Below are 21024 nucleotides of genomic sequence, written 5' to 3'. Positions count from 1 at the left end.
TATATCCAACAACGCGGTTTGTTCGATTTTTCTGATTTGTCACTGCGGATCTCACCATGGTCAGACGCACCAAAAGCGAAGCAATGGAAACCCGGGCAGAGATTCTGGATGCTGCCGAGCGGGTGTTTCACCGCAAGGGGGTGTTGTCGGCCACGCTCAATGATATTGCCAAGGAAGCCGGGGTGACTCGAGGGGCAATCTATTGGCATTTTGAAAACAAGCATGACGTGTTCATGGCCATGGTCGAGCGAAACCGCCTGCTTTTCGACACCCTGTCAGAAAAGGCAGAGGATCCCGCAGAGCCAGACCCGCTGGGCCGCCTCGGCGACTTCATGTGTACTTTGCTCCGCCAAGTGGTGGAAGACCAGCACCAGCGCCGTATTTTCGAGATCATGTTTCACAAGTGCGAATTCAGCGGCGAAAACCTGCAGTTGCTGGGCAAGCAGCGAGACAAGTGCCGTGAGTCTTCCGCGCGCATGGGCCGGGTGTTGAGCAATGCGGTGGCCCGGCAGCAACTGCCGGCCACCCTGCATATCGCCCGCGCCGTTAACTGGCTACACAGTCAGCTCACCGGCGTCATCATGTTCTGGCTGCTAGACCCGGAAAGCATGGATCTTGGCAGGGATGCGGAGGGTTTTGTTGAAACCTGTCTGTTCTCCCTGGCGAATGCGCCCTATCTGCATGCTTCCCGCCAGGTCTCTTCAGCCTGAAGGGGCGGGCGTTTGCCTCCAACCGCCTGCTGGAAACATTTCCTAACCTTTTATCCCGAATGAAATCAGGATCCGATAATCGGTATGGGCACCCCACATACTCAGTGGTATGTTGGGTAAATATCCCGTTTCCCAGCCGTTAATTCCTGTCTTTTATTTCGTTTCAAAAAATGAAACTACATTCCAAAATAGTATTGACCTCCCCCTGAAGCCGTGTCAGATTGACTGCCGAGTCAAAACTTTCCGCCGCTGTTTGCCGGCGGCTTGCGCTACAGCATCAACAATAAAAGGCCCCCAAACCTCAGGGTTTGACGGGAGCCGACCGGGAGAGCACAACATGTTTGATCGGCATCATGCGGTCTGGCCGGAGAATATGCCGCGCCACCTCAGCCTGCCGCAGACCAGCCTCTATACCAATCTGGAGGTGTCTGCCCTGCGTTACCCGCAGCGGGACGCAATTAACTATTACGACAGCCCCATCACCTTTGCGCAGCTCAAGCAGCAGGTGGATGCCCTGGCCGGGTATCTGCAGGCACTGGGTGTGGAGAAGGGAGATCGGGTGTTGCTGTTCATGCAGAACGCCCCTCAATTCATTATCGGCTACTACGCGATTCTCCGTGCCAACGCCATTGTGGTGCCGGTGAACCCGATGAATCGGGCGGCGGAGCTGGAGCATTACCTGGAAGACACTGAAGCCGCTGTCGCGATCTGTGGACAGGAACTGTTGCCGGCCATCGCACCGGTGGTAGGTAAGGTCAATCTCAAGCATGTGATCGTGGCGGCCTACAATGACTACATCACCCGTGACACCGATCTGCCATTGCCTCCAGAGGTGCAGGCCCCGGCGGTGACGCTGGATAACGCAGCGCATATCAGCTGGAAAACCGTGATGGATGCCGACAAGCAGCCCAGTGAGTTACTGGTGGGCCCGGACGATCTGGCGGTGTTCCCCTATAGCTCCGGAACCACCGGCGCGCCGAAGGGATGCATGCATACCCATGCTTCTGTGATGGCGACCTGCGTGCAGGGTGCGGTGTGGAGCCACGGCACGACGGAATCGGTCACCCTGGCGACACTGCCGTACTTCCATGTGACCGGTATGCAGGGTTCCATGAACTCTCCGATCTATGGCGGCTCGCTGATTGTGCTGATGACGCGCTGGGATCGTCAGGTCGCGGCAAAACTGATCGAGCGCTACAGGGTGAGTCGCTGGGTGAACATCGTCACCATGGCCATCGATCTGCTGTCCGACCCCGAGGTGGAAAGTTATGACCTGTCGTCACTGGAGAATATCGGTGGTGGCGGGGCGGCCATGCCGGCAGCGGTGGCCGACAAGCTCTTTCACCTGACGGGCCTGCGTTACATGGAGGGCTATGGTCTGTCCGAGACCATTGCCGGCACCCATATCAACCCGACGGATCGTCCCAAGTCCCAGTGTCTGGGCATCCCGGTTTTCGATATCGACTCGCGCATCATCGATGTGGAGAGCGGCAAGGAGCTGGGCCCGGGCGAAGTGGGCGAGATCGTGACTCACGGTCCGCAGGTCTTCCAGGGTTACTGGAAGCGTCCCCAGGAAACCCAAAAGGTGTTTCTGGAACTGGATGGCAAGCGTTTCTTTCGCACCGGCGATCTCGGTTACTACGACGAAGAAGGGTATTTCTTCATCGTCGATCGGGTGAAACGCATGATCAACGCCTCTGGCTTCAAGGTTTGGCCGGCAGAAGTGGAGAGCCTGATGTACCGACATCCGGCGATTCAGGAGAGCTGTGTCATATCCACGCCACACGAGCGCCGTGGAGAATCGGTAAAAGCGTGTGTGGTGTTGCGCGACGACATGAAAGGCACGCTCACCGAGCAGGCCGTCATCGACTGGTGCAAGGAAGAAATGGCGGCCTACAAGGTGCCCCAGGTGGTGGAGTTCCGCGATGAGCTGCCCCGTTCGCCCACCGGCAAGGTGATGTGGCGAGCCCTGCAGGAGCAGGAGTGGGCAGGGCATCAACAACAGGCGTCCTGACAGGACGTAGCGGTTTGTCGGATAGCCGACGGATCTGGACAGTCTCACACTAACAATACCGCGGTCGCGCTACACCGCAGAGGCTGGATAACAACAGAGAAACGGGATGCAGGACCACGCCAATAGCGTGGCCGCATCCCAGTACAGAGGAGGCATTGCCTTGGATCTGTTTCTGCAACAAGTGCTCAATGGCCTGACCCTGGGCAGCATCTACGGGCTGGTCGCCCTGGGGCTGACCCTGGTCTACGGCATTCTGCACGTACCGAACTTTGCTCATGGGGCGCTGTATATGGTCGGCGCCTATGTCTCTTACATCACCATGGTGGATTTTGGTGCCAACTACTGGATCGCCATGATCGCCTCTGCCATTTCCGTGGCGGTGCTGGCGGTACTGTGTGAACGGTTGGTATTCAATCCGCTTCGCGAAGCGCCGCCAATCCACGACAAGATTGCGGCCATTGGCATCATGTTGTTCCTGGAAGCCATGGTGCAGATGAAATTCGGCGCGGAGTTCCGCCGTATGCCGACGCCGTACACCGATATTCTCGATGTGGCCGGCATGACCATCCCGGCCCAGAGGGTACTGATCATCATCGGCGCCTTTGCCCTGATGGCAGTGCTGCACCTGTTCCTCAAGAAAACCATGACCGGCTCTACCATTGTGGCCATGGCCCAGAATCGGGAAGGGGCGTTCCTGGTCGGCATCGATGCCAACCGGGTAGCGATGATGACCTTTGCCATTTCCGGGGTGCTGGCGGCAGTGGGCGCCACGCTGTTTGCGCCGATCAATCTGGTGTACCCGGCCATGGGGCACCTGCTGATCATGAAAGCCTTCGTGATCATTATTCTCGGCGGTATGGGCTCGATTCCGGGTGCCATTGTCGGCGGCCTGATCATCGGTTTTGCCGAAGCGTTTGGCGGCTTCTATATCTCCACTGATTACAAGGACATCATCGCCTTCGCCCTGTTGGTGCTGATTCTGTCGGTGAAGCCCACTGGCCTGTTTACCAAGGGGGTGCGCTAATGAATGCCCTGCAGAAGATTTCCGATTTTTTCATGACGCCGGCAATGAAGATTGTGTTGATTGTGGCGGCGGTACTGTTCCCGTTTGTGGCGGGTAACGAGTACCAGATTTATGTGATGGCACTGGCATTTGTATGGGCTATCGCGGTGTATGGAATGAACATTATTACCGGCCTGTGCGGTCAGTTGAACCTGGCTCATGGCGGTTTCTTTGCCATTGGTGCGTACGTTCTGGCGATTCTCACTGTGGATCACGGCTGGGGATTCTGGTGGGCCTTTGTGGCTGCCGGCGTGGCCGGTGCGGGGTTTGGCTTTCTGGCAGGGATCGTGTCCTTGCGCCTGAAAGAGCATTACTTTGCGATCTTCACATTGTGTGTAGGGTTCATCATTTATCTGCTCATCGATAAATGGGAAGAGCTCACCCATGGTGCACTGGGCATTATCAACATTCCGGCGCCTAACGGGTTCGGGCTGGTGGATTTCACCGAGACCACACCGTTCTACTACCTGGCGCTGACCTTCATGGTGCTATCGGTCTGGCTGGCCGCGCGTATTACCAACTCCCTGTTGGGCCGCAGCTTCCGGGCCATTCGTATCAGTGATGATCTGGCCGCGTCGCTGGGTATCAACCTGATGCGCAACAAGGTGCTGGCGTTTGTGTTGTCCACCACCTATGCCAGTGTGGCGGGGGCGCTGTATGCCGGTCTGGTCCGGTTTATCGGCCCGGCGGAAGCTGACGTGGTGCATACCTTCGACATGATCACCTACCTGCTGGTGGGGGGCATTGGCACGCTGATGGGGCCGCTGGTGGGCACCATGGTTATCACCTGGCTGACCCAGTCCCTGCAGTTCCTGGAAGAGTACCGGATGATCGTGTTTGGCCCGCTGCTGGTGGTGCTGGTGATCTTCTTCCCGCGTGGTGTGGTGGGGTCGTTCCTTGGCTGGCGTGCCCGCCGGATGGCGGCGGCACAGGATGCTGGAAAATCACAGGAAAACGCTAAAAAAAAATCCCCGACCAGCCCGGTAGCCACCAACAGGGAGGCAGGTAACCATGCTTAAGATCAATAACCTGACCAAGCGCTTTGGCGGGCTGGCGGCAGTGAACAACGTCAGCATTGAATTCGAAGCCAACAAGATCAACGCCATCATCGGTCCCAACGGGGCAGGCAAGAGTACGTTCTTCAATCTGGTGGCCGGCGCCATGCCTCCCACCGAGGGCACCATCGAATACCAGGGCATGAACATCACCGGCATGGCTTGTGATCGCATTGCCCGGCTTGGCATTGCCCGGACGTTTCAGACCACCATGTTGTTTGAAGAGTCCACGGTACTCGACAACCTGATCGTCGGTCATCGCCTGCGAACCCAGTCGCGCCTTTGGGATGTGATCATCAATTCCCGACGACTTCGTGATGAAGAGGCCAAGTGCCGTGCCCGCGCTCAGGAAGTGCTGGATTTCGTCGGTCTGTCTCACATTGGCCATCGCATCACGGCAGACATCAGCCAGGAAGAAAAGAAGCGGGTGGCGTTTGCGCTGGCGCTGGCGACCGATCCGGAACTGGTGTTGCTCGATGAACCTGCGGGCGGGATCAACCCGGAAGAAACCGAAAACCTGGCGGGCCTGATCCGCAAGATGGTGGACCACGGGGTCACCGTCTGCCTGATCGAACACAAGATGGACATGATCATGAGTCTCGCTGACAAGATCATGGTGCTTGATCACGGTGAAAAAATTGCCGAAGGCACCCCGGAAGAAGTCCGCAACAATCCGGTGGTCATCGAAGCCTATCTGGGGAGTGATGAAGATGCTGCAGCTTAATCAAGTCGAAGCCCGTTACGGCAGCTTCAAGGCCCTGGAAAATGTCTCCATGTCAGTGGAGCAGGGCGAACTGGTGGTTTTGCTGGGTGCCAACGGTGCCGGCAAATCGACCCTGTTCAACACCATCAGTGGCTTGCTGAAACCCACTGCCGGATCCATTGCCCTGAATGGCAAGGATGTGACAGGCCTGAAACCCTCTGCGCTGGTGCAGAGCGGGGTGGTGCAGTGTCCGGAAGGCCGCAAACTGTTCCCGGAAATGTCAGTGCTGAAGAATCTGATGCTCGGCGCCTATGTGCATCGTCGTGACAAGGCGGGCATGAAGAAAACGCTGGACCAGATCCTTGCCCTGTTCCCGATTCTTGATGAGAAGAAGGACGAAGCGGCGGGTTCCCTTAGTGGTGGCCAGCAACAAATGGTGGCTATTGGGCGAGCCATGATGGGGCGCCCCAAATTGCTGTTGCTCGATGAGCCCTCACTGGGCCTGGCACCGTTGGTGGTAAAGCAGATGTTCGAGACCATCAAGGGCATCAACGAGCAGGGCACCACGGTACTGCTGGCGGAGCAGAATGCCTTCGCCGCACTGAAGATTGCCCACCGTGCCTACGTGATCGAAAACGGTCGCCTGGTCATGGAGGGTGATAAGGACGCGATGCTGGGTAACGAAGAAATTCGCAAGGCTTACATCGGAGCCTGACCCACAGCGTGTGCGCTACGACGCTACAACACAACGACACGTTACAGACGCTACAACAGTGAAAACAATAATCGGGAGAGATTCATGAGCAAAGGAACCCTTAAACGCTTCTGCCGGCTGGCCTGTGCCAGCGCCATCGCCCTGGCGGCGACAGGCGCCCAGGCTGCAGAAACCCTGAATATCGGTTTCACCGGGCCATTGAGTGGCGGTGCGGCCCTGTACGGCCAGAACACGCTGGAAGGTCTGCAAATGGCGGCCGAAGAAATCAACAGTAGTGGCGGCTTTCAGGTCGATGGTGAGACCTACGAAATCAATGTGGTGTCTCTGGATGACAAGTACGCCCCCAGCCAGGCCGCGGTGAACGGCAAGCGCCTGGTGCAGCAGTACAATGCGCCGGTCATTTTCACGCCGCACTCCGGTGGCACTTTTGCGCTGCAAGCCTTTAATGAACGCGATGGCTTTGTGGTGATGTCCTACACCTCGGTGCCCACGGTTACCGAGAAGGGCAACGAGCTGACCGTGCGTATTCCGCCGACGTTTACTGGCTATATGAAGCCCTTCACCAAAATTGCCATGGCCCAGAACGGCAAGAAAGTGGCCATCGCCAACGCCACCCATGACTACGCCAAATACTGGACCAAAGCGTTTGTCCCCACCTGGGAAGCCATGGGCGGTACCGTGGTTGCTGATAACCCCATGGACTACAACAAGTCTGCGGACTTCTACACCGGTGTGAGCAAGGTGCTGGCAGAGAAGCCTGACGTGATGTTCATCGGCGGCGCTTCCGAGCCAACCGCATTGGTGGCCAAGCAGGCCCGTGAGCTTGGTTTCAAAGGCGGTTTCGTGATCATGGATCAGGCCAAGATGGGTGAAATGGCCAAGATCATCGGTGGTTACAAGATGCTGGAAGGTTCCGTGGGCGTAGTGCCGCTGACGCTGTACGAAGAGCCCGGTGCCAAGGCGTTTGTCGCCAAGTATCACCAGCAAAACGATGGCAAGGATCCGACCACGGAAGTGGCCTATAACTACTTTGCCCTCTATTCCGTTGTTCAGGCCATGCAGGAAGCCGGCACGGTAGAAGATGCCACGGCGATTCGTGCGGCCATGGGGCAGGCGCTGAAAAACCTGGCGCCGGAAAACAACCCCTACGGTGTGACCGAGATTGATGCTAATGGCGGCATGCAGGCCGACCCCAACATTGCCACCGTGAAGGATGGCAAAGTCGTGCTGCAGCGTATTTCGGAAGTGCTGGCGGACTGATTCTCTCCGGCCGGAAGCGGGGCGCCAGGCGCCCTGTTTTTCGGCCCTTTTTAAATAATGAAATTCAATTCCAAAATAATTGAAAGTTGTCGGTAATGGGCTATAGTGTAGGGCCTGCACCGGCAGCTCCGTTCCCGTACCGGAGACACACTGCCTTTGGCGTGGTGACACGTCGCAGTCAACGAGGAGAGTCGTTATGAGTAGCCCGGTTAGCCTCTGTCGTGACAATGACATTGGCGTTATCCGAATCCATTACCCCCCCGTCAATGCACTGGGGCAGGGTGTCCGTGAGGGCCTGCAGCGTTGCTTGCAGGAGGCCCTGGCAGATGACCAGATTAAGGCAGTGATCGTGACCGGTGAGGGCAAGACCTTTCCTGCCGGCGCGGATATCCGCGAATTCGGTAAACCGCCGCAACCGCCGGCCTTGCCCGATGTGATCAATGAATATGAAGCCAGCAGCAAGCCCGTGATTGCTGCCATTCATGGCACTGCGCTGGGTGGCGGACTGGAAGTCGCACTGGGTTGTGATTACCGGGTGGCGCTGGACAGTGCCCGTCTGGGATTGCCGGAAGTGAAACTGGGTTTGCTCCCCGGTGCGGGGGGCACCCAGCGGTTGCCACGGCTGGTGGGCATTGAAGCCGCTCTGGACATGATTGTCGGTGGCAACCCGGTGAAAGCGGCGGCGGCCAAGGCGCTTGGGCTCGTCGATGAGGTCGTCAGTGGCGATCTGCTGGAGGGCGCCCTGGCTTTTGCCCGCAACGTCATTGACGAAAAGGCGCCGCTGCGTCGTCTCTGTGATCTGCCCATTCCTGGCGACAGCGGGGCTGACGTTTTTGCCCGCTTTGAGCAATCCATCGCCCGTCGCCAACGGGGATTCAAAGCGCCTTTCCATTGCATCAAGGCGGTACAGGCTGCCGCTGAGCTGCCCTTCGAGCAAGGGTTGCAGCGCGAACGGGAGTTGTTTGTCGAGCTGTTGCTGTCACCGGAATCCGCTGCCCAGCGTCATGTTTTCTTCGCCGAGCGCGAAGTGGCCAAGGTGCCGGGGCTCGACAAGGATACTCCGCGTCGTGACATCAACACGGTGGCGGTGATTGGTGCGGGCACCATGGGTGGCGGCATCGCCATGAACTTCGCCAACGCCGGTATCCCGGTGAAGATGCTTGAGGTGAAGCAGGAGGCGCTGGAAAAGGGCTTGGCTGTGATTCGTAGAAACTACGAAAACACCGCTAAAAAAGGCCGTATTACGGCCGAACAGGTGGAACAGCGAATGGCGCTGATCCAGCCCACATTGAGCTATGACGAACTGGGGGATGTGGACCTGGTGATCGAAGCCGTGTTCGAGAATATGGACGTGAAAAAGGCCGTGTTCTCCGAGCTGGATCGGGTGTGTAAACCCGGCGCCATTCTCGCCACCAACACCTCGACCCTGGACGTGGACCGTATCGCCAGTTTTACCCAGCGCCCCCAGGACGTGATGGGCATGCATTTCTTCAGCCCGGCTAACGTCATGAAGTTGCTGGAGAACGTGCGCGGTGAAAAGACCGCCGATGATGTGATTGCCACCGTGATGGACCTGAGTCGTCGTATTGGCAAGGTCGGTGTTTTGGTTGGCGTCTGTCACGGTTTTGTGGGTAACCGCATGCTGCACAAGCGTCAGGCAGAAGCGATCAAACTGGTGAACGAAGGTGCCAGCCCGCAACAGGTGGACAAGGTACTGTTTGACCTTGGCTTCCCCATGGGGCCGTTTGCCATGTCAGACCTGGCAGGCATGGATGTGGGATACCGTATCCGTGAAGAATTGCGCAAAGAGGATCCCGCCAATGCGCCCGCCCGTAACTGGACCGACGAGCTGGTGGAAGCCGGTCGTCTTGGCCAGAAAACCCAGGCTGGCGTTTTTGACTATAAAGAGGGCGACCGCACCCCTGTCCCTTCACCGGATGTCGACGGCATTATTGAACAATACCGGAGTGATAAGGGCATTACCCCTCGTGCCATCAGTGATCAGGAAATCCTTGAGCGTTGTATGTACGTGATGGTCAACGAAGGCGCCAAGATTCTGGAAGAAGGTATCGCGGCGCGTCCGCTGGACGTGGATGTGATCTGGATTTACGGCTACGGGTTCCCGGTGTATCGCGGCGGCGTGATGTTCTGGGCCGACCAGGTGGGCGTGAAAAAGATCCACGACAAGATCAGCGAGATTTATCAGCAGACTGGCGATCCAGTCTGGAAACCGTCCGCGCGGCTGGCTGAATTGGCCGAGCAGGGGAAGGGTTTTAACCGCTAAAAATGTGGCAACCCGCCGTCGGTGCTTTTCCTTAAAGAGCTAACGGCGGTTGCGTAGCAAAGAACAACCTTTGAAGAGGTTTGAAGATGGATATCAACTACACCCCGGAAGAACTGGCGTTTCGAGATGAAGTGCGTTCTTTCCTGGATAACAAGCTGCCCAAAGACATCGCCAGCAAGGTGAAGAACGGTCAGCACCTGGGTAAGGACGATACCGTCCGCTGGCAAAAAATTCTTAACGAGCAGGGCTGGATGGCCATGCACTGGCCGGTAGAGCACGGTGGCACCGGTTGGTCGCCGATCCAGAAGCATATCTTCGAGGAAGAGTGTGCCGAGTACGGAGCTCCGACTGTGCTGCCGTTCGGGGTGAACATGGTGGCGCCGGTCATTATCAAATTCGGCACCGAGGAACAGAAGCAAACCTACCTGCCGAAGATCCTTAACAGTGACGTATGGTGGTGTCAGGGTTATTCCGAGCCGGGTGCCGGGTCTGATCTGGCAGGCCTGAAAACCAAGGCCGTACGCGAGGGCGATCACTACATTGTGAATGGCCAGAAAACCTGGACCACGCTGGGTCAGCACGCCGACTGGATCTTCTGTCTGGTGCGCACCGACCCGAACGCCAAGAAACAGGAAGGTATTTCCTTCCTGCTGATCGACATGGAAACACCCGGAATCACCGTGCGTCCGCTGATCACCCTGGATGGCGAACACGAAGTGAACGAAGTGTTCTTCGACGATGTGAAAGTCCCGGTGGAAAACCTGGTTGGCGAAGAAAACAAGGGCTGGACCTGTGCCAAGTACCTGCTGACCTTTGAGCGTACCGGTATTGCCGGTGTGGGCCAGTCAAAGGCCGCCCTCAAGCATCTGAAAACCGTGGCGCGCCAGGTGCAGCAAAATGGCAAACCGCTGATCGAGGATCCGCTGTTTCGCAATCGTCTTGCCGACGTGGAAATGGAATTGATGGCGCTGGAAATGACTAACCTGCGCACCGTCGCGGCGGCGCAAGCCGGTGGCGTACCGGGGGCGGAAAGTTCCTTCCTCAAGATCATGGGCACCGAGCTGCGTCAGGAGATCACCGATCTGTTCCGCCGCGCGGCGGGTCCGTACGCGCAGCCCTTCCTGCCGGAAAGCTTTGAAGCCGATTACGACGGCGAGAGTGTCGGTCCGGACTTCGCCAATACCGTGTCTGCCAAGTACTTCAACATGCGCAAGCTGTCGATCTTCGGCGGTTCCAATGAAATTCAGAAGAACATCATCGCCAAGATGATTCTCGGTTTGTAAGAGGTGAATGAGCATGGATTTTAAACTGAACGACGAACAGCGCATGCTCGAAGAAACCGTGGGCCGTCTGGTTCGCGATGGTTATCCCTTCGATGCACGTGAAAAGGCCCGCACCAGCGAGCTGGGTTATTCAACGCAGATGTGGCAGCAGTTCGCCGAACTGGGCCTGCTGGGTGTACCGTTCGCCGAAGACTTCGGTGGCTTTAATGGTGGTGGCCCTGAGCTGATGGTCGTTGCCGAAGGCTTTGGCCGTGGCCTGGTACTGGAGCCCTACCTGGCGACCGTTGTACTCAGCGGCACACTGATCGATGCGCTGGGCAACGATGCCCAGAAAGAATCCCTGATCAGCGCCATCGTGGGTGGCGAGCTGCGTCTGGCCCTGGCTGCCTACGAGCCGGAGGGCCGCTACGACCACACCCATGTGGCCACCCAGGCGGAAAAACAGGGCGACAGCTATGTGATTTCCGGTCGCAAGGCGGTGGTATTGCACGGCGACAGCGCGGATAAACTGGTGGTGATTGCCCGCACTGGTGGCGAGACTCGCGGCCGTGAGGGTTTGTCGGCGTTTGTGGTGGACGCGGATGCCAGCGGCGTATCCCGTCGCGGTTATGAAACCATCGATGGTCTGCGTGCCGCAGAGATCCATTTTGACAATGCCAGCGGCGAGCTGCTGGGTGAAGAAGGGGGCGCAGCGGACGCACTGGAAGCCTCACTCGCCCTGGGCATTGTGGCGCTGTGTGCAGAAGCGGCCGGCGCCATGGAAGTGGCATGCGACCAGACCTTGGCGTACATCAAGGAGCGTCAGCAATTTGGCGTGGCCATCGGCAAGTTCCAGGCCTTGCAGCACCGCATGGTGGAAATGCGCATGGAACTGGAAAAGGCCCGCTCCATGACCATTCTGGCAGCCTGCTCGCTGGATGCTGCACCGCAGGTGCGCGCCAAGCGTTTGGCCGCGGCCAAGGCCATTATTGGCAAATCCGGTCGCAAGGTGGCAGAAGAAGCCATTCAGCTTCACGGTGGGATGGGCATGATGGAAGAAACGGCCGTATCTCATTACGCCAAGCGTATCGTGATGATTGATCATCAGTTGGGCGATCTGGGATACCACATGCAGATGCTGGAAAGTCTTCTGGATGTGGATGAAGACGCTGCGTAACCCTGCAGACAAACAAGGCGGCCTCGGCCGCCTTTTTTGACGCTATCCTTCTTCCGGCTCTGTATGGACCGGGGGGGCGGTTCAAATGCTGTTCCTGAAACAGGATACGGGCTGTAGGCGCCTTGCTTGCAAGGCGATACCAAGCCCGGGCGAGGATAAAAACACATTACCCAACAGGGCACGGGATTAACGGAGAGCATTTCTCTGTGCCGTGTGGCTGCTGAGGTGAAAACGAAACACGGGAGAGCATTATGACAAGTAATCGCCAGATTATTCTTGCGAATCACCCGGTGGGAATGCCCACGGCTGAGGATCTGCCCTTGCAGGAGTCGGCGTTGCCTGAACTTCAGGACGGGCAGCTGCTGATGAAAAATATCTATCTGTCACTGGACCCTTACATGCGTGGCCGCATGAGCAAGGCGAAATCCTATGCTGCCGGGGTGCCTTTGGGCACTGCCATGCAAGGCGGTACCGTGGGGCAGGTAGTGTCGTCAAAACTTGACGGCTTCGCTGAAGGGGATTTCGTGCTCGGCTTCGGTGGCTGGCAGGACTACGCAGTGCAGGATAAAACCACCCTGCGCAAACTGGACCCGAGCCAGGCACCGATCAGCACGGCGCTGGGGGTATTGGGCATGCCAGGGTTTACTGCCTACGCGGGGCTATTGGAAATCGGTCAGCCGAAAGAGGGCGAGACGGTGGTGGTCTCTGCTGCCAGTGGCGCGGTGGGTCAGGTGGTCGGGCAGATCGCCAAGTTAAAGGGCTGCCGCGTTGTGGGTGTCGCCGGAGCAGAAGACAAGTGTCGTCATGTGGTCGAGGCCTACGGTTTTGATGCGTGCGTCAACTACAAGGACGACGACTTTGAAACCCGGTTGGCCGAGGCGTGCCCCAACGGTATCGATATCTATTTTGAAAACGTGGGTGGCAAGGTCTTTGATGCGGTCATGAAGCTGGTGAATGATTTTGCGCGCATTCCCCTGTGCGGCCGTATCGCCCACTACAACGACACCGAGGCGCCACAGGGCCCGGATCAGCTGTCGGCCTTCCTGACCAAACTGTTGGTCAAACGAGTGCTGATCAAGGGCTTTATCCAGTTTGACTATGCCCACCTGATGAAAGACTTCGTCAAGGACATGAGCAGCTGGATGCAGGCGGGCAAGATTCAGTATCAGGAAGATGTGGTGGACGGACTGGAGAATGCCGTCGAGGCGTTTCAGGGGCTGCTGGAAGGCCGCAATCGCGGCAAGCTGCTGGTACGCATCAGTGAAGATCCCACCCGTTAATGACCCACGTTGAAGCCCAGGTCGAACAGCTGTTTGAGCGCCACGGCGCCCGTTATCGGTGGCTGGCCACCGTCACAGTGATGCTGGGCACCATGTCGGTGGTGCTGGCATCCACCATTATCAATGTGGCCATTCCTACCATCATGGTGGAGTTCCAGCTGGCTCAGGATCAGGTGCACTGGCTGGCCACCGGCTTTCTGGCGGCCATGACCGTGGGCATGCTCACCAATGCCTGGTGTACTCACCGCTTTGGTGCCCGTGGGGCCTACCTGCTCGCCATGGCGGCGTTCATTGTGGTGTCGGTGATCGGTGCGGTCAGTGAGCATTTTGTCACCCTGGTGGCGGCCAGGGTCGGGCAAGGGTTACTGGCCGGGTTGATCCAGCCGCTTGCCATGATCACCATTTTTCAGGTGTTCCCCCTGAACCGTCGGGGTCAGGCCATGGGGATCTATGGCCTGGGGGTGGTGTTGGGGCCGGCAGTGGCACCGGCCATTGGTGGGGTGTTGGTGGATACGCTGTCGTGGCGGGCGGTGTTTCTGGTGGTCTTGCCCGCTTGCGTTGTGGGGATGGTCATGGCTTGGCGATTTTTGCCCGGACGTGACGCCAAGGCCAGGTCGGTGACCCTGGACTGGATAGGTCTGCTGCAGTTGAGCGTGGGGATCACGGTGTTGCTCTGGGCGCTGGCCAATAGCCACCGGCGAGGGCTGGAGGATCCCGTGCTGTTGGCCGGTCTGTTCGTCGGCCCACTGCTGTTGGTGTGTTTTGTCGCATGGCAGCGCCGGGCTCGGCACCCGCTGATGGACTTGCGGGTGTTTCGTTATCGCGGCTTCACCGGCAGTTTCATCATGTCCATGGTGATCGGTGCGGGTGTGTTTGCCTCCACCTATGTGACGCCATTGTATTTCCAGCAGGTGCTGGGGGAGAGTGCCGCCAGTGCGGGGCTGATGCTGATGCCCGCCGGACTCGCCATGGCCTTTACCTTTCCCGTGGCCGGACACCTGACTGACCGACTGCCTGAAGCCCGACTCATCGTGGCCGGGCTGGTGTTGTTTGTGCTCAACATGGCCTTGATGGCCGGGGCCAGTCTGGCCACTTCTGCGGTGTGGCTGGTGTGGTGGACTTTGCTGGGACGTGTGGGCCTGGGGCTGATGATGCCGCCGTCGTCTACCGGGGCGTTGGGGTTGCTTCCCCCGGGGCTGATTCCCCAGGGCTCGGGGGTGTTCAATTTTGCCCGCCAGATCGGTGGTGCAGTGGGGGTGAATCTTTGCGCCCTGACCATTCAGTGGTTCAGTCACCAGCATGCGAATCGTTTCCCGTCGGCGGCTCTGGCGCAGCACTGGGAGTACGGATTCGATCGTGCCTTCGGGTTGTTATTAATAATTTTCCTGCTGTCGTTGATGCCGTTGTGGTACATGCATCGGGGGCTGACAGGTAAGGGAGAGAGAGGATGAACAGGTTTCCACGGGTACTGGTGATTGGCGCCGGTGCCATTGGCAGTTTTTACGGTGCGATTCTGAAACGGGCCGGTTGCGAAGTGGCTGTGGTGTTGCGGTCCGATTATGAGGCCGTCAACGCCAACGGTTTTCGCTTTACCAGCTCCCTTGGCGATTTGTCCTGGCGGCCGGATCAGGTCTATGGCCCGAACGATACTCCGGTGCAGACCGCTGATTACATCTTGCTGTGCGTCAAGGTGTTGCCGGGCGTGGATCGGGCAGCCCTGGTACGGCCCTGGATGGGCGAGCATACCGGGTTGGTGTTGATCGAAAACGGGCTGGATATTGAACGTGAGCTGGCCGACGCTTTCCCGACCAATCCTCTGGTCAGTTGTCTGGCCTTTATTGCCGTGAGCCGTACCGGGCCGGGGGAGGTGAATCATCAAGCCTACGGCCAGTTGGTGATGGGCAATTTCCCGCGTGGATTTGATGAACATTGCGCTCGCCTCAGTGAGCTCTTCCAACAGGGGGGTATCAAGGTGGATGAGACCGATGCGGTGGTGGGGGAGCGTTGGCGCAAGTGTGTCTGGAACACCCCGTTTAATCCCCTGAGTGTGCTGGCTAACGGTGCAGACACGCTCAGCATGCTGGATGCTCCTGGTGGCGAATCACTGATTCGCACGCTGATGGAAGAAGTCATCGCCGTGGCAGAAGCTGATGGTTACCCCATGCCAGACGGCATTATCGACAAGAACCTGGAGGGTACGCGCAAGATGGGCGCGTACAAGAATTCCATGGCACTGGATTATCTGCAGGGGCGTGCCATTGAACTGGATGCCATTCTGGGGAACGTGGTGGCGATAGCCCGGCAGCATCAGGTGCCGGTGCCCCATCTGCAGACGATTCTGGTGGCGTTGCGCATGCGTCAGGCGTAGCGTCTTGACACGTTCCTGAAAGCCGTTGGCGCCCGTCGCCCGCGGCGTGTTTTCTACTCCTCCCTGATCCGCACATTTCTCTCCTTAGCCTGCCCCTATCAAGTCACCATGATCGGATATTTGTCAGGTTTGTAATTGAATGTCATTCGCAACAAGCGTAGTATCGCGAACCATTCTCATTATTGATAGGGGAAGATAATGATCTTATCGGCTCGCCCGGCACGTGTCGGGTTGTTGGCAGGGGTGGTTTGCGTGGGGAGCACACTGCTGTCTCCTGTCGTGTTGGCACAGGCCGGTGACACCAGCGGTGCGCATCAACAACAGCGGGTGCGCATTGCGCTGCCTGCCCAGGCACTGGGACGCGCTCTGGCACAGTTTTCCCGACAGACCGGCATTCGTTTTGTCGAAGCGCCGGGGCTGGATGCGGGCGTCACCGTGAACGCCGTTAACGGCACCTTGCCGCTGGTGGAAGCGCTGGACAGCCTGCTGGCCGGCACCGGGGTGCCTTACTCCTTCACGGAAGCAGGCAGCGTGCTGGTGGGGGCCAAGGCTGGCGAGGTGGCCGATGCCAACACCCTGGAAGCGGTGGAAGTGTCTGCCCAGACCACTGTGGAAGAGTCCGCCTGGGGGGCGGCAAGCAACGGTTATATGGCGACACACAGTGCTTCCGGCACCAAGACGGATGCACGTATTGTGGAGATTCCTCAGTCCGTCTCTGTGGTTACCCGTCAAGAGATGGATGATCGGGGTTCTGAAACCGTCATGGATGCGGTGCGTTATACCTCGGGAGTGCAAACCGAAACCCAGGGGATCGATAGCCGTGTAGACGACATTCGTATTCGGGGTTTTGATGCGTCCAGCTGGAGTAACAACCTTTACCTGGACGGGCTGCGGATGCCGCGTGGCGGCCAGTGGACGACCCCCCAGGTTGACGCCTGGGGGCTGGAGCGCGTTGAAGTCGTGAAGGGCCCGGCTGCCGTGCTGTATGGCCAGGTAGCCCCAGGTGGCCTGGTAAACATGGTGGCCAAGCGCCCGACGTTTGAACAAACCAATGAAGTCGTTGTAGAAGCGGGCAGTTTCGACCAGTACGAAGCCTCCTTCGATGTGGGTGGTAATCTGGACAAGAACGGCAAGGTCATTGGCCGTCTCGTCGGTAGCTACAACGAAGGGGATTCCCAGGTCGACAAGACCGAGCTTAGCCGCACGTACCTTGCGCCCAGTGCCACGGTGCTCCTCAGCGATGACACCGAGATCACATTCCTCACCTACTACCAGAAGGACGACGGTGGCTCAACGTTCCAGTTCTCGCCGATCAAGGGCATGCTTGAGCCCACACCGTACGGCTACATTGACCGCAGTACTTTCCTCGGTGAGCCGGACTGGAATACCTATGATCGTGAACAGTGGGCCATCGGTTATGACCTGACCCATTACATCAATGATGCCTGGTCATTCCGCCAGAACGCCAAGTACAGCCATGTGGAATCCCTGTTCGATACGGTTGTTTCCAACCCTCGTGCCAACCCTAATGACGGCCTTCAGGCGGATAATCGCACCATGCTACGAAGGGCTGTTCGTGGCGAAGGGGAACTGGACAGTATCGCCGTGGATAACCAGTTCAAGGTGGTGTTCAACACAGGCGCCATGCGCCATAGCATGCTGATGGGGCTCGATTACTTGAGCACCGACTGGAACCATGATCGCTATCTGGTATGGCCCATGTCGCCAGACCCGGGAACCCCGGTAGCGCCGATTGATGTGTTTGATCCAGTGTACAGCGGCACGGCTGGTTTTGAGGATGCTCTGATACCGCAAATTCTCACCGATGTGAGTGATGAACAAATCGGGGTCTATCTGCAGGACATGATTTCCCTGGATAACTGGCGTTTCACTCTGGGCGCACGCCAGGACTTTTTTGACTATGAAGCCGATCAGGGCAGCATGAACCGGGCGGCACCGGGCACAGTGATCGCTTCTGAAGACAGTTCTGATGATCATGCTTTCACCTGGCGTGCCGGAGCCACTTACCTGTTTGATAACGGGGCGGCGCCTTATGCCAGCTATGCAACCTCCTTCGAGCCGCTGACCGGATTCGATTCCAGTGAGAGTGCTTTTGATCCTTCCGAGGGCGAGCAGTTCGAGCTGGGCATCAAATACCAGCCGCCGCGCCGCAACAGTTTGGTGACCCTGTCCGTGTTCGATCTCACCCAAACCAATCTGGTGGTGTCCGATCCTGCTCCACCTGCCGGCGCCGCCTGTACCGCAGATAACTCCTGTCAGCGTCAGACCGGCGAAACCCGTACTCGAGGCGTAGAGCTGGAAGGTAAGGCCTGGCAGGAAGATGGCCTGAGTGTCACGGTAAGCTACACCTACCTGGATGCCGAAATCAGCAAGGAAACGGACCCCGAACTGAAAGGCAACGTGAAAGAATTTGTGCCCGAAAACAGCGCAGCCCTGTGGCTGGATTATAAATGGCAAGAAGGGGTCTTGCGTGGTTTGGGCCTGGGTGCCGGTGCGCGCTTTACGGACAGTCTCTACGGTGATGCGGCCAACACCTACGAGGTAGATAGCTACACACTCTATGATGCTTCCCTTCGCTACGACATGCGCTACATAGGTTTGCAGGGTGTGATGTTCTCTCTGACCGGACGCAACCTGGCAGATGAAGAGTTTCTTAGCTCCTGCAGCGAGTACGGCTGCTCCTACGGCACGGCTCGTCATGTCACCGCTGGCGTTAGCTATCGCTGGTGATTGATCGCCGTTAACCGGCCCGCCTTGGCGGGCCGGCACGAAAGAATGGACAGGTTATGACATACCTTTTTACAGGCCTCGCCACGGTTGGCGCGGGCCTTTTGTTTTATCTGACCCTGAGCAATCAGCAGTGGTTGAAACAACCGTTGCCCGCCGGTCTTCGGCCGCTGGCGCTGATCGCTCTGGCGGCCAGTGTCGGGGCGTGGATGTGGGTCATGGATGACAAGGCAGGGTTCTTTGCTGCGCTGGTGATGTTGATGCTGGTGTTGGGCGTGTTGCCGTTGTTGTCCCTGTTGAAAAACGCGGAGGGTAAATAATGGCAAAGTCGAAAGCGGCGACCATCCAGCCGGACTGGATCAGTAAGACGTTGGCCGGTGCACTGCTCGGCCTCGGGCTGGCTGTGGCCATCAGCGGTCTGTTTGCCTGGTGGGGGCCGGGTGGGTTGGACGCCCCCAACAAGGTGCAGTTCAACATGTGGGTGATTCCGCTGTACTGGATGACCGTATGGAGTCTGGTCTATTTGTTCCGTACCGGGTTGCGAGCGTGGCTGGTGCTGGGTGCCGTCACCGCGGCGGCCCATGTTGCCTTGTTTGTGACACCGCAGATACTTGGAGCCAGCTAAATTGCGAGCCGATATTATCAAGACCTACAAGACCCTCCATACCTGGACGGGATTGATTGCCGGCATGGCACTGTTCATCGCGTTCTTTGCGGGCGCCATGACCATGTTCAAGGGCCCCCTGGATCGCTGGGCGACCCCGCCCGGGAATGACATCCAGTGGGTGGCTGAGGATCAGTGGTTGCCTCTGATGCAGCAGACATTGGCGGCTCATCCGGCGGCGGCCAAAGGGTTTACCTTGCATCTTCAGCCGGGAGAGAACGTAGGGGCACCGCTGGTCTGGGATGCCAATCCCGAGCGCTCCCGATTTGATCCCCAGGAGCCATGGGGCGCGACGCTGAATGAGCGGGGTGAGTTGGTTACCGCGCCTTTTGAAACGTCTCCCATGGCGAATCTGATTGATATGCTGCATCAGACCGCAGGCATCCCCGGGAATGGGCACCATCTTTTTGGTGTTTATGTGATGGGTGCGGTGTCCATCTTGTATGCGCTGGCCATCGTGTCTGGCTTGGTCGTGCTGTTACCGACCCTGGTAAAGGATTTTCTGATTGTCCGTCGTGGCAAAAACCTCAAACGCTTCTGGCTGGATGCCCACAATGTGGTGGGTCTGACCAGCTTGCCGTTTCATTTGATGATTGCGTTGACGGTGATTGTCTTCGCTTTCCATGACTTTCTGTACGACGCGCTTTCCGTCACCGTTTACAAGGAACGGCCGCTGTTCGAAATGCACGAGCACCATGACCGTGGCGTCGACACTGTGGCAGAAAATCTGTTACCGCCAGAGGCGCTGTTGGCCAACCTGAAAACCCAGGCCCCGGATTTTGTCCCCCGCGAAATGATGTACATGGGGCCGCTTGGCGAGCGAGCGGAAGTGCGCATTGCCGGTGAGAATCTGGAGCATATGGTGCGGGGTGCCGATCGGGGTTTTGCCGCCATGGATCCCTATACTGCCGAACTGGAAGGCACGGAGTACTTGCCGGGCCAGGAAGATCCCTGGACCGAGATTGTCATCAGTATCTTCGCGCTCCATTTTGGCAGTTATGGTGGCGACTTCATGCGTTGGGTTTATGTCTTCATGGGCCTGGCGGGGGCGTTCATTTTCTATTCGGGTAATCTGCTGTGGGTGGAAACCCGGCGTCGCAAACAGCGCCGCAACGGGGGGCCGGTAGAGCAAAAGCGCAACACCCGGTTGATGGCCAGTGCGACCGTTGGCGTGTGCTGGGGCTCCGTGGCCGGGATCGCCCTGTCGATGAGTGCCGGCAAATGGCTGCATGGCACCATGGCTGCGGACTCCCTTTACCTGTGGGCCTATTACCTGGTGTTTCTGGCGTCGGTCGGTTGGGCATTCTGGCGTGGGCCAGGCCGGGGGGCGGTGGAATTGATTGCCTTCGCCGGCCTGGCCTGGCTCACCGTGCCAATGACTGCCTTGTTGGCCTGGCTGATTCCCGCCGTGCCGGCCTGGGTGCAAACCGCCCCGGGCCCCCTGGCAGTAGACGGGAGTGCATTGCTGGCCGGGCTGTTGTTGCTGGAGATGGCCAGGCGTACGGCAAAACGGGTTTTCCATGGCAGCACAGACAGTGTCTGGTACGCCGGCGCCCAACCGATTGTGGACGAACAAGCGGTGGACATCAGGGAGAAACCGGCTTAACGCTTATTGAATACTCTTCAATCAGGCCGCGGCATGAAAAGAAACGTCATGCTGCGGTTTTTTTTGTCACTCTTTTGTTAAGCAATAAATTGATAAACGCATATTCACACCTGCT

General features: G+C 58.0%; 17 protein-coding genes. All 17 read left to right on the top strand.

Annotated elements, in window-relative coordinates:
* The first annotated feature begins 56 nt into the window (after positions 1 to 56).
* On the top strand, positions 57 to 710 hold the full coding sequence (locus Q672_RS24660; RefSeq protein ID WP_022985136.1) for a TetR family transcriptional regulator: 654 nt from the start codon (positions 57 to 59) through the stop codon (positions 708 to 710).
* Positions 711 to 1047: 337 nt separating this feature from the next.
* Positions 1048 to 2724 (top strand): long-chain fatty acid--CoA ligase, encoded by a 1677-nt coding sequence (locus Q672_RS24655; protein WP_022985135.1) that lies wholly within the window; start codon positions 1048 to 1050, stop codon positions 2722 to 2724.
* A gap of 160 nt (positions 2725 to 2884) precedes the next feature.
* Positions 2885 to 3748, top strand: coding sequence for a branched-chain amino acid ABC transporter permease (locus Q672_RS24650; RefSeq protein ID WP_031226343.1), 864 nt, complete (start codon positions 2885 to 2887; stop codon positions 3746 to 3748).
* Positions 3748 to 4806: a branched-chain amino acid ABC transporter permease gene (locus Q672_RS24645; protein WP_022985133.1), complete on the top strand. Its 1059-nt coding sequence runs from the start codon at positions 3748 to 3750 to the stop codon at positions 4804 to 4806. The genes Q672_RS24650 and Q672_RS24645 overlap by 1 nt, the downstream gene beginning before the upstream one ends.
* Positions 4799 to 5566, top strand: a complete 768-nt coding sequence (locus Q672_RS24640; RefSeq protein WP_022985132.1) for an ABC transporter ATP-binding protein — start codon at positions 4799 to 4801, stop codon at positions 5564 to 5566. Before Q672_RS24645 ends, Q672_RS24640 begins: the two co-directional genes overlap by 8 nt.
* A complete protein-coding gene (locus tag Q672_RS24635; RefSeq protein ID WP_022985131.1) occupies positions 5553 to 6260 on the top strand; it encodes an ABC transporter ATP-binding protein in 708 nt (235 codons plus the stop codon). Before Q672_RS24640 ends, Q672_RS24635 begins: the two co-directional genes overlap by 14 nt.
* Before the next feature lie 84 nt (positions 6261 to 6344).
* The gene (locus tag Q672_RS24630; RefSeq protein ID WP_022985130.1) at positions 6345 to 7520 is read left to right on the top strand and encodes an ABC transporter substrate-binding protein; all 1176 of its coding nucleotides are present in this window, start codon (positions 6345 to 6347) and stop codon (positions 7518 to 7520) included.
* 196 nt (positions 7521 to 7716) lie between these two features.
* Positions 7717 to 9804, top strand: coding sequence for a 3-hydroxyacyl-CoA dehydrogenase NAD-binding domain-containing protein (locus Q672_RS24625; protein WP_022985129.1), 2088 nt, complete (start codon positions 7717 to 7719; stop codon positions 9802 to 9804).
* 86 nt (positions 9805 to 9890) lie between these two features.
* Positions 9891 to 11087 carry an acyl-CoA dehydrogenase family protein gene (locus Q672_RS24620; protein ID WP_022985128.1) on the top strand — a complete coding sequence of 399 codons (1197 nt, stop codon included), beginning with the start codon at positions 9891 to 9893 and terminating at the stop codon, positions 11085 to 11087.
* A gap of 13 nt (positions 11088 to 11100) precedes the next feature.
* Complete coding sequence (locus tag Q672_RS24615) at positions 11101 to 12243, top strand: acyl-CoA dehydrogenase family protein (protein ID WP_022985127.1); 1143 nt, start codon at positions 11101 to 11103, stop codon at positions 12241 to 12243.
* Positions 12244 to 12494: 251 nt separating this feature from the next.
* Positions 12495 to 13523 (top strand): NADP-dependent oxidoreductase, encoded by a 1029-nt coding sequence (locus Q672_RS24610; RefSeq protein WP_022985126.1) that lies wholly within the window; start codon positions 12495 to 12497, stop codon positions 13521 to 13523.
* Positions 13523 to 14974: a DHA2 family efflux MFS transporter permease subunit gene (locus Q672_RS24605; protein WP_022985125.1), complete on the top strand. Its 1452-nt coding sequence runs from the start codon at positions 13523 to 13525 to the stop codon at positions 14972 to 14974. Before Q672_RS24610 ends, Q672_RS24605 begins: the two co-directional genes overlap by 1 nt.
* Positions 14971 to 15891, top strand: coding sequence for a ketopantoate reductase family protein (locus tag Q672_RS24600; RefSeq protein WP_022985124.1), 921 nt, complete (start codon positions 14971 to 14973; stop codon positions 15889 to 15891). The genes Q672_RS24605 and Q672_RS24600 overlap by 4 nt, the downstream gene beginning before the upstream one ends.
* A 198-nt stretch (positions 15892 to 16089) precedes the next feature.
* Positions 16090 to 18642, top strand: coding sequence for a TonB-dependent siderophore receptor (locus Q672_RS24595; protein ID WP_022985123.1), 2553 nt, complete (start codon positions 16090 to 16092; stop codon positions 18640 to 18642).
* Positions 18643 to 18698: 56 nt separating this feature from the next.
* Complete coding sequence (locus Q672_RS24590) at positions 18699 to 18959, top strand: hypothetical protein (RefSeq protein ID WP_022985122.1); 261 nt, start codon at positions 18699 to 18701, stop codon at positions 18957 to 18959.
* Positions 18959 to 19264, top strand: a complete 306-nt coding sequence (locus Q672_RS24585) for a hypothetical protein (RefSeq protein WP_022985121.1) — start codon at positions 18959 to 18961, stop codon at positions 19262 to 19264. The genes Q672_RS24590 and Q672_RS24585 overlap by 1 nt, the downstream gene beginning before the upstream one ends.
* Position 19265: 1 nt before the next feature.
* Positions 19266 to 20909, top strand: coding sequence for a PepSY-associated TM helix domain-containing protein (locus Q672_RS24580; protein ID WP_022985120.1), 1644 nt, complete (start codon positions 19266 to 19268; stop codon positions 20907 to 20909).
* The last annotated feature ends 115 nt before the right edge of the window (positions 20910 to 21024 follow it).

The organism is Alcanivorax sp. P2S70 (genome assembly GCF_000475295.1).
In the GTDB taxonomy this organism is placed as follows: domain Bacteria; phylum Pseudomonadota; class Gammaproteobacteria; order Pseudomonadales; family Alcanivoracaceae; genus Alcanivorax; species Alcanivorax profundi.
The sequence above is the reverse complement of the archived record's forward strand: the minus strand, read 5'-3'. Positions and strand labels throughout refer to the sequence as shown.

Bases quoted from the DNA above. Each gene is read 5' to 3' on its own strand.
- Q672_RS24660 (WP_022985136.1), top strand. From the start codon at position 57: ATGGTCAGACGCACCAAAAGCGAAGCAATGGAAACCCGGGCAGAGATT.
- Q672_RS24655 (WP_022985135.1), top strand. From the start codon at position 1,048: ATGTTTGATCGGCATCATGCGGTCTGGCCGGAGAATATGCCGCGCCAC.
- Q672_RS24645 (WP_022985133.1), top strand. From the start codon at position 3,748: ATGAATGCCCTGCAGAAGATTTCCGATTTTTTCATGACGCCGGCAATG.
- Q672_RS24640 (WP_022985132.1), top strand. From the start codon at position 4,799: ATGCTTAAGATCAATAACCTGACCAAGCGCTTTGGCGGGCTGGCGGCA.
- Q672_RS24635 (WP_022985131.1), top strand. From the start codon at position 5,553: ATGCTGCAGCTTAATCAAGTCGAAGCCCGTTACGGCAGCTTCAAGGCC.
- Q672_RS24630 (WP_022985130.1), top strand. From the start codon at position 6,345: ATGAGCAAAGGAACCCTTAAACGCTTCTGCCGGCTGGCCTGTGCCAGC.
- Q672_RS24625 (WP_022985129.1), top strand. From the start codon at position 7,717: ATGAGTAGCCCGGTTAGCCTCTGTCGTGACAATGACATTGGCGTTATC.
- Q672_RS24620 (WP_022985128.1), top strand. From the start codon at position 9,891: ATGGATATCAACTACACCCCGGAAGAACTGGCGTTTCGAGATGAAGTG.
- Q672_RS24615 (WP_022985127.1), top strand. From the start codon at position 11,101: ATGGATTTTAAACTGAACGACGAACAGCGCATGCTCGAAGAAACCGTG.
- Q672_RS24610 (WP_022985126.1), top strand. From the start codon at position 12,495: ATGACAAGTAATCGCCAGATTATTCTTGCGAATCACCCGGTGGGAATG.
- Q672_RS24605 (WP_022985125.1), top strand. From the start codon at position 13,523: ATGACCCACGTTGAAGCCCAGGTCGAACAGCTGTTTGAGCGCCACGGC.
- Q672_RS24600 (WP_022985124.1), top strand. From the start codon at position 14,971: ATGAACAGGTTTCCACGGGTACTGGTGATTGGCGCCGGTGCCATTGGC.
- Q672_RS24595 (WP_022985123.1), top strand. From the start codon at position 16,090: ATGATCTTATCGGCTCGCCCGGCACGTGTCGGGTTGTTGGCAGGGGTG.
- Q672_RS24590 (WP_022985122.1), top strand. From the start codon at position 18,699: ATGACATACCTTTTTACAGGCCTCGCCACGGTTGGCGCGGGCCTTTTG.
- Q672_RS24585 (WP_022985121.1), top strand. From the start codon at position 18,959: ATGGCAAAGTCGAAAGCGGCGACCATCCAGCCGGACTGGATCAGTAAG.